10 protein-coding genes and 1 tRNA gene are annotated in these 13,072 nt (G+C 62.5%); 9 read left to right on the top strand and 2 right to left on the bottom strand.

Annotation, left to right across the window (positions count from 1 at the left end):
• Positions 1–290 precede the first annotated feature (290 nt).
• Together VGO04_RS07350 and VGO04_RS07355 are read left to right on the top strand one after the other, a co-directional pair.
• Positions 291–367 (top strand) — tRNA-Met (locus VGO04_RS07350).
• A gap of 535 nt (positions 368–902) precedes the next feature.
• Positions 903–1,451, top strand: a complete 549-nt coding sequence (locus VGO04_RS07355) for a hypothetical protein (RefSeq protein WP_327495297.1) — start codon at positions 903–905, stop codon at positions 1,449–1,451.
• Positions 1,452–1,669: 218 nt separating this feature from the next.
• Here VGO04_RS07355 and VGO04_RS07360 read toward each other — a convergent pair whose 3' ends face one another.
• The gene (locus VGO04_RS07360; protein WP_327495298.1) at positions 1,670–2,269 is read right to left on the bottom strand and encodes a helix-turn-helix domain-containing protein; all 600 of its coding nucleotides are present in this window, start codon (positions 2,267–2,269) and stop codon (positions 1,670–1,672) included.
• A gap of 97 nt (positions 2,270–2,366) precedes the next feature.
• Here VGO04_RS07360 and VGO04_RS07365 point away from each other — a divergent pair, with 97 nt between their 5' ends.
• Both VGO04_RS07365 and VGO04_RS07370 read left to right on the top strand, forming a co-directional pair.
• Positions 2,367–3,155, top strand: coding sequence for an SDR family oxidoreductase (locus tag VGO04_RS07365; protein ID WP_327495299.1), 789 nt, complete (start codon positions 2,367–2,369; stop codon positions 3,153–3,155).
• 181 nt (positions 3,156–3,336) lie between these two features.
• The gene (locus VGO04_RS07370) at positions 3,337–4,266 is read left to right on the top strand and encodes an aldo/keto reductase (RefSeq protein ID WP_327495300.1); all 930 of its coding nucleotides are present in this window, start codon (positions 3,337–3,339) and stop codon (positions 4,264–4,266) included.
• Positions 4,267–4,352: 86 nt separating this feature from the next.
• Here the strand turns inward: VGO04_RS07370 and VGO04_RS07375 are convergent, their stop codons facing one another.
• Positions 4,353–6,914, bottom strand: a complete 2,562-nt coding sequence (locus VGO04_RS07375; RefSeq protein WP_327495301.1) for an FAD-dependent oxidoreductase — start codon at positions 6,912–6,914, stop codon at positions 4,353–4,355.
• Positions 6,915–7,271: 357 nt separating this feature from the next.
• Between VGO04_RS07375 and VGO04_RS07380 the strand changes: the two genes are divergently transcribed.
• From VGO04_RS07380 to VGO04_RS07400, 5 genes are all read left to right on the top strand, one after another.
• On the top strand, positions 7,272–8,483 hold the full coding sequence (locus tag VGO04_RS07380) for an ROK family transcriptional regulator (RefSeq protein ID WP_327495302.1): 1,212 nt from the start codon (positions 7,272–7,274) through the stop codon (positions 8,481–8,483).
• Positions 8,483–9,739: a M20 family metallopeptidase gene (locus tag VGO04_RS07385; RefSeq protein WP_327495303.1), complete on the top strand. Its 1,257-nt coding sequence runs from the start codon at positions 8,483–8,485 to the stop codon at positions 9,737–9,739. The genes VGO04_RS07380 and VGO04_RS07385 overlap by 1 nt, the downstream gene beginning before the upstream one ends.
• Positions 9,740–9,765: 26 nt before the next feature.
• The gene (locus VGO04_RS07390; RefSeq protein ID WP_327495304.1) at positions 9,766–10,827 is read left to right on the top strand and encodes a substrate-binding domain-containing protein; all 1,062 of its coding nucleotides are present in this window, start codon (positions 9,766–9,768) and stop codon (positions 10,825–10,827) included.
• A 60-nt stretch (positions 10,828–10,887) separates the two neighbouring features.
• Positions 10,888–11,952 carry a substrate-binding domain-containing protein gene (locus VGO04_RS07395; RefSeq protein WP_327495305.1) on the top strand — a complete coding sequence of 355 codons (1,065 nt, stop codon included), beginning with the start codon at positions 10,888–10,890 and terminating at the stop codon, positions 11,950–11,952.
• A 154-nt stretch (positions 11,953–12,106) separates the two neighbouring features.
• Positions 12,107–13,072 (top strand): ABC transporter permease (locus VGO04_RS07400; protein ID WP_327495306.1); only part of this gene is annotated, 966 nt, incomplete at its 3' end.

Raw genomic sequence — 13,072 nt, forward strand, 5'->3', positions numbered from 1 at the left:
GAACACGGCCGTGAAACGCCCCAGCGCCGATGGTACTTCGTCTTAAGACGCGGGAGAGTAGGTCGCTGCCAGGTCTGCAAAACGCAAGAAAATCCGGATCAAATCATCTTCTCTTCATCCCTCGGCCCAGCCGAACACGGGCCGCCCTCAAGCGGCCCTTTTGTTTTGCTAGACCGAAATAAGCAGTGCGTCCCTTACGCGAGACAAATCGCTTCGCAATTTGCTCGGCAGAAACCGCAAATCCAAGGATTTGCGTTACCGCGACAAATCCCAAAGGGATTTGCGCTGGACGCGGGGTGGAGCAGCCCGGTAGCTCGTCAGGCTCATAACCTGAAGGCCGCAGGTTCAAATCCTGCCCCCGCAACCAAATCTACCCAAGGGCTCCGAGGAAACTCGGAGCCCTTTTGGCGTTCTAAGGCGCCAGAATAGACCAGCGGCGGAAACTCCTCCCCACGACAAGCTGCGACCAAGCGGAGTGATCTGTCCGCGAACGGTCTTGAACAGACCACCGTCGCACGTTCAGTGACAGGCTCAAAGGTAAGTCGGCGAGGGGAGTGGCACCTCACCGCGAACGCAGCCCTGTAGCGAACGCTTCCGCGTTGCCGGTTTCTTAATGAATGCAATCGATAGTTGCTTTCTATAATGATTCCCGTGAATGCATGAGGCTGTTTGCGCAAAGTCCGGGGCGTGAGCGCAGGAGCGCTACGCGCAACGAAGGTTGAGACATGATGACAATTTCGCCGACGACGAACATCGCACTTGAAATCCTTCGACGGGCGGTCGAGCCAGAACCAAGTGCAGGTGCTGCCAACTCCGCAGATGGTCTTCTGAAAGCCGCAAACGGGATCTCGGCGGAGCCGGGGAGGGCCGCGACGCAAGCCGCCGGCGCCATCAGCAATACCTTGCTCGAGATGAAAGCGCGGGCGGACGGCTTTATCGGCATGGCGCTTGAGTTTCTGAATTCCCACCGCTTCAAGTCAAGCGATCCCGAAGTCAAGGAAACGTTGAAAGCCTTGATCGCAGAGAACGGCGACGCACTGGCGGCCCGGATCGAAGCCGAACTCCAGAACAAGCCAGACATGAAGCACGAAGAGGCAATCGCCAATGCGCTGACCGCGACGGTCCGCAGCAACCGCAAGCGTTTTGCCGAGACAGAAATCGTTCTTGGCTACGACCTGAAGTATTCGCCGAACCAGCTTCACTATATCGCCGACAAGGACGGTCATACCTCCGGGGGCTATCTGGCGCAGGTGGCCAGCGAGGCGAGCGAAGCGCTGTGGGAGGCGCACAAGTGGCGCTCAAATGCCAAGGGCGGCGCGTTGGAGGAGGCCAACAAGGCTTTGGATATCGCCGATCGCAGATACCGGAACGTTTCTCAATCGCTGCAGGAATGGAATGCAATGTGGGCAAAGAAGTTCGGTTGGAAGGACGAGGTTATTGACGCCCGATAGTGCCGATTGACGTCGGTCTGGGTCTGACGGCACGTCACAGGTCACAGGTCACAGGTCACAGGTCACAGGTCACGGGGGCGCGGAGACGGGCGGCGCGGACCGGCGACGTCAACGGCGGTGTCGGGCAAGAACGTGCAGCGGGTCTTGCTACGACGATCCGCGGTGACGCCAACCGGCGGTAGACCTGTCTCGGTTGCGTCGTTTAGCCGAGATACGCGTCAGGAGCTGGAGCGGGACCTCGGTTGCGGGACGCCTGCTCCCTCCACCGCGTGTTCATCTGCTGCCGCCAGCCAGGCGCGGGTTTCGTCGAGAATCTCGTCCGACAGTTTCGGGTCGTCCGTCATCCTTGCAAGAATGAGGGCGCCGATCATCGTCGCCGACGTCGCGATTGCGGCACGGCGACGTTGCCCTTCGTCCGATCCGGGCGCGATCTTTCCCAACCGCTTGAACTGTCGTTCGAGGAAGGCTGACATTTCTGCGCGCGCCGCCTGAGGCTGGCGACTGACCTCCGAGCCGAGGGCTGCGAGCGGACAGCCGTGGCCGAAATCGTTGCGATGCTCCGGTGAAAGGTAGCGCTGTGCGACCGTTGCGAGGTCTGCCGTCTGGGGCTCGGTTTCGCTTCGCAGTCCGGCCAGGGTCTGTGCGATCAGATCATCTTTGGAAGAAAAATAACCGTAGAACCCGCCATGGGTAAGGCCCGCGGACTTCATGACATCGGTAACCGTGACGGCGTCAAAGCCACGCTCGCGGAACAACCGCCCCGCAGCCTCCAGGATTGTTTTCTTGTTTTCCTCGACTTGCTGCCGGCTCACGCGCATCACCGCCTCCTAAAATTCCCATTGACATTATACATGATGTCCATCATATATCCAAATACATGATGAACATCATGAATAAATCAAAGGAGCATGACCGATGAGCAAGAAACCTGCAGTCCTTGTAACCGGTGCTTCCACCGGTATTGGCGCCGTCTATGCGGAACGATTTGCCCGACGTGGCCACGATCTCGTTTTGGTCGCCCGCAACGCGGAACGCCTTGATGCCTTGGCGACGCGTCTTCGCAGCGAAACCGGTGTCGATGTTTCTGTCGTTCCGGCCGACCTGACGAACGAACGCGATCTTGCCGGCATCGCGCAGCGCCTGCGCGAGGACAGCCGCATCGGCGTGCTGATCAACAATGCCGGTACCTCGATCCCCCGGGGCTTTCTTCAGCAGAAGGCCGACGATATTTCCAAGTTGATCGCGCTCAACGTGACGGCCGTCACCAGGCTCGCGCATGCCGCGGCCGCCCGCTTTGCCGAAACGGGTGAGGGGGCGATCATCAACGTTGCGTCCGTCGTCGGGCTTGCGCCGGAAATGAGCGCCACCGTCTACGGCGCGACCAAGGCCTTCGTGCTGTTCCTGTCACAGGGCCTCAATGTCGAGCTTTCGGCCAAGGGCGTCTATGTTCAGGCGGTCCTGCCAGCCGCGACCCGCACCGAAATCTGGGACCATGCGGGCGTCGACGTCAACACGCTTGCCGGGGTGATGGAGGTAGATGACCTCGTCGATGCGGCCTTGGTCGGCTTCGGCCGTCGAGAGTTGGTGACCATCCCACCGCTTCCGGATGTGGCTCAGTGGGCGAGCTTCGACGCTGCACGCCAGGCGATGCTGCCCAATTTTGCGCAGTCGCAGCCGGCGACGCGCTATCGGTCGGCCGCCTGACGGCGCGCGCAAGTTGGGAACCGACGACGCCGCCGGTTCCCAAATCGCCCACGGCATCGGCTGCCGTTTGCCAAGCCTCTCCGTGCTGGTAGAGATTGGGGATCAGAGATTCGCGCCCTCTCGTGTGACGGCGCACGCAAGATCCCCTCGAAACCAAACTGACCGTGAGAGCGTGACGCCGATGAAAAAGTTCAATCTGGGAACAACCGACCTGTCCGTATCATCCGCCGTTCTGGGCCTGATGCGGATCACCGATCTCAGCGATGACGCCGTTGCCCGGCTCTACGGCAAGGCGCGGGACGTCGGTATCAATGTCTTCGACCACGCCGATATCTATGGCGGCGAGTTGCACGCCTGCGAGCGTCGCTTCGGCGATGCGCTGCGGCTGAAGCCAGCCGAGCGGGAACAGATCGTCATCCAGGGCAAATGCGGAATCCGCCGCGGTTACTTCGACTTTTCGCGCGATCACATCCTGCAATCCGTTGACCGCTCGCTTGCGGCGCTGAAGACCGACTATCTTGATCTCTTGCTTTTGCACCGCCCGGATGCCCTGGTGGAGCCGGAAGAGGTGGCAGATGCGTTCGAGCAACTGCACAAGGCCGGCAAGGTCCGGCATTTCGGCGTTTCGAACCACACGCCGCGACAGATCGATCTTCTGAAGACGGCTGTGCGCCAGCCGCTCGTCGCCAACCAGATCCAGCTCAGCATTGCGCACGCGCCGTCGGTCGCCTTCGGCATTGCCGCCAACATGGCGGGTCTCGAGCAGTCGATCGATCGCGACGGTGAAGTGGTCGTTTATTCGCGGATCAACCGGATGACGCTGCAGGCCTGGTCGCCGTTCCAGCAGGGATTCTTCGGCGGCGTTTTCGTCGGCGACGAAAAGAACTTCCCGGAGCTCAACCGGGTGCTGGACGAACTGTCGGCGAAGTACGCCGTGTCGCCGTCGGCCATCGCCTATGCCTGGATTGCCCGTCATCCGGCCAACATCCAGGTGGTGCTGGGAACGACCAGCCCCGAGCGACTGGCGGACATTGCGCCGGGCGCCGGCATCACGCTTTCGCGCGAGGACTGGTACCGCCTCTTCACCGCGGCGGGGCATGTGCTGCCCTGATCTCAACCTTGCCCAGCCGGGCACATGAAAAAGGCCCGTTCGGATCCGAGCGGGCCTTTCTTTTTTGAGCGCTACGCGCCGATTTATTAGCTACGCGGCTTCAGGTTTTCGGGGTCGTAGAGTGGCTTGTAGCCGACGCCGACGACTTCGACCGGATAGGTCTCGGCAAAGTACTCGACGTTGAGCTTGCGGCCGACCTGGCAATGGGACCAGGGCAGGTAGGCGAGCGCGATGTTCTTGCCGATTGTCGGGCCATAGGCGATCGAGGTGGTGTAGGAGCGACGGCCGAGTTCGTCGACCAGCACGTTTCCGGTTTCCGGGTCGATGACCGGCAGGGTGCCGACCGGGTAGCGCTTCACGCCGTTGCTGTCGGTGTTCTCGGTGAGCACGAGGGTGCAGAGCATGGCGGGCTGGTGCTCGCGGGCCTTGTATTCCAGATGCTTGGCCTTGCCGCGGAAGTCCACGTCCTTGACCTTCGGACGGGCCAGATCGGCCTCGATCAGGTTGTACTGGGTGAGGAGGTCGGCGTTCTGCAGGCGCAGGCTCTTTTCCATGCGGCGCGAGTTCGCATAGGTTTCGACACCGAAGGCCATGACGCCGGTCGAGCGCAGGGCGTCCCAGACGGCAAGGCCGTCCTCGTACTTCATGTGCAGTTCCCAGCCCTGTTCGCCGACATAGGAGATGCGGAAGGCGGTCACTTTCTTGCCGGCGATCTCGATCGGTTTGATGGCCGCGAAGGCGAAGTTCTCGATGTCGAGGCCGGCTGGGTCGGCAACTACCTTCTTCAGCGTCTGGCGGGCGTTCGGACCCCAGATGCCGATGGTGATGAACTTCTCCGAGACGTCGGTAATGGTAACGTCGAGACCGCGATCTTCGGCGACCCGGCGCATGTACTGGAAGTCGCGCGGGCCGGCATCGGCACCGTTGACGAGGCGGCCGCGGTCGGCCATGCGGAAGACGGTGAAGTCGGCGCGCACCATCCCCTCATCGTCGAGGAAGTGGGTGTAGATGCCCTTGCCGATGTTGGTGTCGCCGCCGATCTTGGCGGCGCAGAGCCATTCCAAGAGCTCGACATGGTCAGGACCTTCGATGTCGACCATGTGGAAGTGCGAGAGATTGACGATGCCGCAATCCTCGCTCATCGCCAGGTGTTCGGCGTTGGAAACGCGCCAGAAGTGGCGGCTGTCCCATTCGTTCTCGCGCACCGGAACGCGGTCGCCGTATTTTTCGAGCAGATGTTCGTTGGCGGCGTAGCCGTGGGCGCGTTCCCAGCCGCCAAGCTCCATGAAGTAGCCGCCGAGCTCCTTTTCACGCTCGTAGAAGGGCGAGCGCTTGACGTTGCGGCCGGTGGCATAGGGTTCGCGGGTGTGCACGGCCGGATAATAGATCTTCTGGGCCGCTTCGAAGCAGCGGCCCTCGATGAACTTTTCTTCGAGCTGGTGCGGATAGAAGCGGGAGTAGTCGATCGAGGCATGGTCGATCTCGGTGCGTCCGTCGGTCATCCAGTCGGCGATCAGCTTGCCGTATCCCGGGCCGTCCTTCACCCAGATGGCGACGCAGTACCAGAGGCCGCGCACCTTCTGGCTTTCGCCGCAGGAGGGGCCGCCGGCGGCCGATACCTGCAGCAGGCCGTTGAAGGAGTGGCTCTCGTTGTAGCCAAGTTCGCCGAGGATCGGCGTCAGCTCCATGGCGCGCTCGAGCGGCTCGATGATCTGCTCCATCTCGAGGTCGCGCTGCGAGGGCGACAGGCGCGCCTCGTGCTTTTCGAGAATGTGGCGCGGATGGCAGAGGCGCGGATTGGTGGTCTCGTAGTAGCCCCACTCGATCTGGCCGCCCTCGGTGGTCTTCGGGTCGCCGGTGTCGCGCATATAGGCGGAGTTGCCCTGGTCGCGCAAAAGCGGGAAGCCGATTTCCTTGCCGGTGCCTTCGAACTCGTTGTACGGGCCGAAGAAGGTCAGCGGATGATCGACGGGCATGACCGGCAGATCCTCACCGACCATTTCGGCGATCAGGCGGCCCCAGATGCCGGCACAGACGATGACGTGGTCGGCCATGATCGTGCCGCGATGGGTGACGACGCCCTTGATGCGGCCGTTCTCGACGATCAGCGACTTGGCCGGCGTGTTGCCGAAGACCTGCAGTTTTCCGGACTTTTCCGCCGCATCGACGAGCTTGCCGGCAACCGTCTGCGAGCGCGGGATGACGAGACCGGCATCCGGATCGAACATGCCGCCCATGACCTGATCTTCCTCGATCAGCGGGAACATCTGCTTGATTTCGGCCGGCGAGACATAATGGGCGCGGGTGCCGAAGGCCTTGGCGGAGGAAAGCTTGCGCTTGATCTCTTCCATCCAGACGTCATCGCCGGTGCGCGCGACTTCAAGGCCGCCGATGCGGGCGTAGTGGCCCATCTTCTCGAAGAAATCGATCGAATACTGCGTCGTCCAGACCGACAGATAGTCATGGCTGGTGGTGTAGCAGAAGTCCGACGCATGCGCGGTCGAGCCGATGTCGGTCGGCACACCGGACTTGTCGATGCCGACGATATCGTCCCAGCCGCGTTCGATCAGGTGGTGCGCGATCGAGGCACCGACGATGCCACCCAGCCCGATGATTACGACTTTCGCCTTTTGCGGAAACTCTGCCATTGATTGCGACCCTAGTTGGTTTGGAAGCCGGATATTAGGGCGTGATACGCGCCGACTACAGCCTGTCTACGACATTCTCATCAAACTGCACGACCAAAGCAGAGCAATCTGCAGATCGCGGAACGAGGGCTAGCGGAACGGTCATGCCACTGATTTCGTGAGAGAAAGCGCCCTTCGGCGCCCATGTGCATTTCCCTAGCATATCCGAAATCCCGACGCATCCGAATGCGTCATCACCATCGCTGCGTTTCGTCGGAAATCGGGCATTTCGCACGAAAGATAATCCCATCGGGCAAGATTGACAGCGATCGCTGATGTTAATAAGTTCGGTAACAGAACGAATTAAAAGAGGTCCCCGTGAACGACAGCTTGCGCATCTCCCGGAAGTTCTCCCAGCGCTCCGTCATGGAGGCGATCGTCCAGGGCGGGCCGATTTCGCGTGCGTCGATCTCCAAGCAGACCGGCCTTTCCAAGCAGACCATTTCCGAAATCGTTCGCGGGCTTGAAGAGGAGGGATGGGTTCAGGAAACCGGGCGCACCAGCGGCCATGTCGGACGCACGGCCGTCACCTACGAACTCGTCTGCGACGCGGCCTTCATCATCGCCGTCGATCTCGGCGGCACGAAGGTGCGCGTGGCGATCACCGATCTCGCCTGCCAGATCTTCGCCGAGGATACCGCACCGACCGATCCGCGCGGCGGCCGCTTCGTCGTCGAGCAGATCGCCGCCATGGCCTTTGAGGCGGCCGACCGGCAGAAGATTGCCCGTGAGAAGATCCGGCTTGCGGTGGTCGGCGTTCCCGGTGCCCCTTGTAGCGAGACCGGCCGGGTGCTGCTTGCACCGAACATTGCCGGTTTTGACACCATGGATGTCGTCGGTGCATTCGAGGAGGTGCTCGGTTTCGGCGCCATGCTCGAAAACGACGTCAATCTTGCCGTCCTCGGGGAGAACTGGCTGGGCCAGGGGCAGGGGATCGACAATCTTGCCTATGTGGCGCTCGGCACCGGTGTCGGCAGTGGCCTGATGGTCGGCGGCCATTTGGTGCGGGGCGTCAGCAATGCCGCTGGCGAAATGGGCTTCCTGCCGCTCGGCGCGGATCCGTTCGAAGCGGAATCGCTGCGCACCGGTGCCTTCGAGCGTGCCGTCGCTTCGCACGGCATGGCAGAGCGTTACGCGGCACTTTCGGGCAAGACCGTCGCGGTGCCTGCGATTTTTGCCAACGCGGAAGCGGGTGACGTGGCTGCGCTGAAGGTGCTGGACGAAACGGCGCGGTTCCTGGCGGCCGGCGTCGCGGCGATTGCCGCAATTGCCAACCCGCAAAAGGTTATCCTCGGCGGATCGATAGGGCTTAGGCCCGAAATGCTTTCGCGGGTGAAGGCCTTCCTGCCGCAGTGCTTTCCCTATCCGGTCAATGTCGAGACGGGCGAACTCGGCGCGCGCGCCGCGATCATCGGCGCGGCGGCGATCGGGCTTGGCCAGCTGCACAATACGCTCTTCGGGGTCGATGCGCCTGACGGCCGCATCTCGCTGCCGCGAGCGAACGTCACTGCACTGCGGGAGGCAATCTGATGACGACGGATGGTTTGGTCGAAGGCTTGCGCTCCGCGCTCGACCGGGAAGCGGCGATTGATCTTTTTCGTGGCGCGATCGGACGGGAGAGCATCACCGGCAACGAGGCGAACTTCGTTTCCTATCTCGCCGAGGCGATGCAGCGTCTCAATCTGGAAGGGCTGACGACGGCAGAATTCCTGCCGGGTCGTCCGAATGTCTGGGGAGAGCGGAAAGGTGTTGGCAAAGGGCCGCGGCTGCTGTTCATCGGCCATACGGACACGGTGCATGTCGATGGTTGGCGCGAGCATTGGGCCGGCACCGAGCGCGAGGATCCCTTCGCAGCACCCATCATCGACGGCGCGGTGTGGGGGCGTGGCTCGGGTGACCTCAAGGCAGGCATCTGCTCGTCGCTTGCGGCACTGTCACTGCTCGACACGGCCGGCGTCGAGCTCGCCGGCGACGTCGCCTTCGCCTTCATCGGCGACGAGGAAAGCGGCCAGCCGGGGACCGGCGTCTCTGCCGGCATCAAGGATCTGGTCGGTCGTATCGAGGCGGGCGAGATCGCGCGGCCGGATTTTGTCGTCTATGTCGAGCCGACGCGGCTTTCGGTCTATCCGGCGCAGATCGGTTTCTTCATCACCGACATCACCATTACCGGCAAATCGGCCTATTTCGGCGTGCCGGAACTCGGCAAGGATGCGTTGCGCGCCAGCCACGCGGCAATGTCGGCGCTCTGGAAGCATTCCGACGAGATTGCGGCGCGCGCCGAGCACAAGCTGATCGGCCGCAGTTTTCTCCTGATCACCGGGCTCGCCGGCGGCGGATACATCGCCGTGCCCGAGCGCTGCACCCTGTCGCTGATCCGCAAGCTTCTGCCGGGCGAGTCACTGGACACGGCGGCGGCAGAGATTGAGGCGGCGGTGCGTTCGGCGATCACCGATCCGGAGATCTCGGTGGAATTTACCTATCCGGCCGGCCGCGACCACGCGCTTGGCGGCACGGCCGCCGAGATCGATGAGACGGCGGCCGAAGTTGGCCGGCTATCAGCGTCCATGGCTGAAGCAATGGAAGGACGCGGTGTGATCGAGGGTGCGCCGTTCTGGTCGGAATCGCCGTTCTTCGTCAATCGCCTCGGCATACCCGCCGTCTATTGCGCGCCGGGAGATATCCGCAATTGCCATACCTACGAGGAGCGGGTTGAGGTTGAGGAATACCTCGCCGGCGTCGTCGGTTTTGCCGCCTTCATGGCCCGCTACTGCGGCGTCGTGGACTGAACTGCCAAACAAGAGGGAGAACGACAATGCTTCTGAAGAATTTGATGGCTGCTGCGCTCGTCAGCGGTTTCGTGCTTGCCGTAGGTGCAGCTCATGCCCAGACAGTCGGTCCGGCAGGTGAGGCCGCGACGCCGAGTGCCGACGTGGCGCTGACCGACGCCGATATCGGCGCGCTCAAGGGCAAGGGCTACAAGGCGGCGCTACTCTGGCACACGTCGTCGGATTTCACCAATGCCGTTTCGGCCGGCGCCAAGGATGAGTTTGCCCGCGCCGGCGTCGAGATCGCAGTAACGACGGATGCCGGCTTTGATGCTGCCCGCCAGCGGAGCGACATCGAGACCGCACTCGCCGCCAAGCCGAACGTCATCCTGGCCCTGCCGCTCGATCCGGTGACCTCGGCCGAGGCCTTCCGCCAGGCCGTCACCGATGGCAGCAAGCTCGTGTTCCTCTCCAACCTGCCGAACGGCTACAAGCAGGGCACGGATTACGCCTCGATCGTCACTGACGATCTCTTCCAGATGGGCAAGCAGGCGGCCGACGCGCTGGCAAAGGCAATCGGCGGCAAGGGCAAGGTCGGCTACATCTTCCATGACGCGACCTACTACGTGACCAACCAGCGCGACCAGGCCTTCAAGTCGACGATCGAGAAGGACTATCCGAACATCAAGATCGTTGCCGAGCAGGGCATTTCCGATCCGGCCCGTGCCGAGGAACTGGCAAGCGCCATGCTGCTGCAAAACCCTGACCTTGACGGCATCTATGTGACCTGGGCCGAGCCGGCCGACGGCGTGCTTTCGGCGCTTCGCTCGAGCGGCAACACCAAGACCAAGATCGTGACCCTCGATCTCGCCGAACCGGTGGCGCTCGACATGGTCAAGGGCGGCAACGTCACGGCACTGGTTGCCGACAAGGCCTATGAGCTCGGTCGCGCCATGGCAGCGGCCGGCCTGAAGTCGCTGCTCGGGCAGCAGACCCCGGCCTTTGTCGTCGCACCGGCGCTGACGGTCACCAAGGAGAACGTTGCCGAAGGTTGGAAGCAGTCGCTCAACCGCGATGCCCCGCAGTCGGTGCTCGACGCGGCCAAGTAAACCGATGGCCGCCGGGAGAGAGGACGCTTCCGGCGGCATCATTCCAAAAGGGAGGCAGATATGCACAGGGCAGTGAGACACATCGCGTTGCTGGCAACGGTGTTTGCCGCGACGTCCGGCTTTGCGGCCGACGGCAAGACCACGGGTCCGCACGGCGAGGCACCGACACCGGCTGGTAGCCTGACGCTGACAGCGGCTGAAGAGCAGCAGATCAAGGACGGCAAGTTTACCGCAGCCCTCGTCTGGCACGAGATGAGCGAATACACCAATGCGGTCAACAGCGGCGCACACGACGAGTTCAAGCGGCTCGGTGTAGAGGTCGTCGCGCAGACCGACGCGGGCTTCGATGCCGCGCGCCAGAAGGCGGATGTCGAGACGGTGCTTGCCAAGAAGCCCTCGATCATCCTGTCGCTGCCGGTCGATCCGGCGACGGCTGCCGTCGTCTATGATCCGGCGCGCACGGCCGGCGTGAAGCTCGCCTTCGTCGACAATTCGCCGGCCGGCTACGAGCATGGCAAGGATTATGTGACGATCGTTTCCGACGACCTTTTCCAGATGGGCAACAAGGCTGCCGTCGCCATGGCCGATGCGCTCGGCGGCAAGGGCAAGCTCGGCTACATCTATCACGATGCCGATTTCTACGTGACCAACCAGCGCGACGGCGCCTTCAAGTCGACGATCGAGCAGGACTATCCTGACATGAAGATCGTCGCCGAGGCCGGCATGGCGGATCCCGCCCGCAGCGAAGAAATCGCGCAAGGGATGATCACCCAGAACCCGGATCTCGACGGCATATACGTGACCTGGGCGGAACCGGCGCTGAGTGTGCTTTCGACCCTGCGCGGCGCCGGCAACACCCACACCAAGATCGTAACGCTCGACCTCAACGAACCGGCAGCACTCGACATGGTCAAGGGCGGCAACATCGCCGCACTGGTTGCCGATGAGGCCTACAATATCGGTGTCACCGCAGCGCGCGCCGCGGCAGGCTCGCTGGTCGGCAAGAAGGCCGAGCCATTCCTGGTGGTCGATTCGCTTGCCGTCACCAAGGCGACCGTCGCCGATGGCTGGAAGAAGTCCCTGAACAAGGACGTGCCCGCGACGATCGCGGATGCGATGAAGTGATGAAATGATACCCGCCGCATGCGTCCCGGATCGTCGTCGATTTGGGACAAAACATGCAGCTTCTCATAGTGCTACGGCGACCTTTGCTTGTCTGGAGAGACGCGCGGCGCCGTAGTGCAGGGGGACTGGTCCCCCTGCCTTCGGAGGAAGAATGATGTCCAGTGCCCAATCCAGTGCGAGCAGCCAGCCGGCAAGCCTCGTCCAACGCCTCAACCTGCAGCAGTATGTCGTCTATCTCGGCTTCCTGGCGATCTTTCTGTTCTTCGCCATCGTGCTTCGGGACAGCGGCTTCCTGACCGTTCGCAACCTGTCGAACATCATGCTGCAGACGGCGCCGGTAACGATCATGGCAATCGGCCTCGTGTTCGTCATGTCGGCCGGAGAGATCGATCTTTCGATCGGCTCGACGGTCGCCGTCTCGGCGCTGGCAGCGGCTGTGACGGTCAATGACTATGGCCTCGCGGCCGGTGTCGTCGTCGGTATTGGAGCGGGCCTCCTGATCGGGCTGTTGAACGGCGTGCTTGTCGCCTATGTCAAGCTGCCGTCCTTCCTGGTGACGCTCGCGACACTCGGGCTTTTCGCAGGTGTCTCCCGCTCGATGACCAACCTGCGCTCGATCCCGGTGACCGACAGCACCTTCACCGGCTTCTTCGGTTCGGGTTCGTTCCTCGGTGTTCCCTCGTTGATCTGGTGGACGATCGTCGCCGTCGTCTGCGGCCATATCATCTACCGCGAGACCCGCTTCGGCGCCCACGTGCTGGCGACCGGCGACAACGGCCGGGCGGCAAGCGTTTCCGGCATCAGCGTGCCGCGCATCCGTCTGACCGTGCTGATGATCAGCGGCGGTCTCGCGGGCCTTGCCGGCCTGCTTTACGCCGGCCGCCTGCAGGCCGCCAAGTACACGCTCGGCGAGACCGACCTGATGACGGTGATTGCCGCTGTCATCGTCGGCGGCACGCTGCTCAACGGTGGCAAGGGTACGATCATCGGCGCGCTCGTCGGCTCGCTGATGATGGGCATGCTCAACAACGGCCTGATCCTGATGGGCCTTTCCGTTTCCGACCAGATGATCGTTCGCGGTCTCATCATCCTCGCTGCGGTCGCCGTGTCGCTGCGCGAA

Origin of the sequence: Ensifer sp. (assembly GCF_035999185.1) — a bacterium.
Classification (GTDB): domain Bacteria; phylum Pseudomonadota; class Alphaproteobacteria; order Rhizobiales; family Rhizobiaceae; genus Ensifer.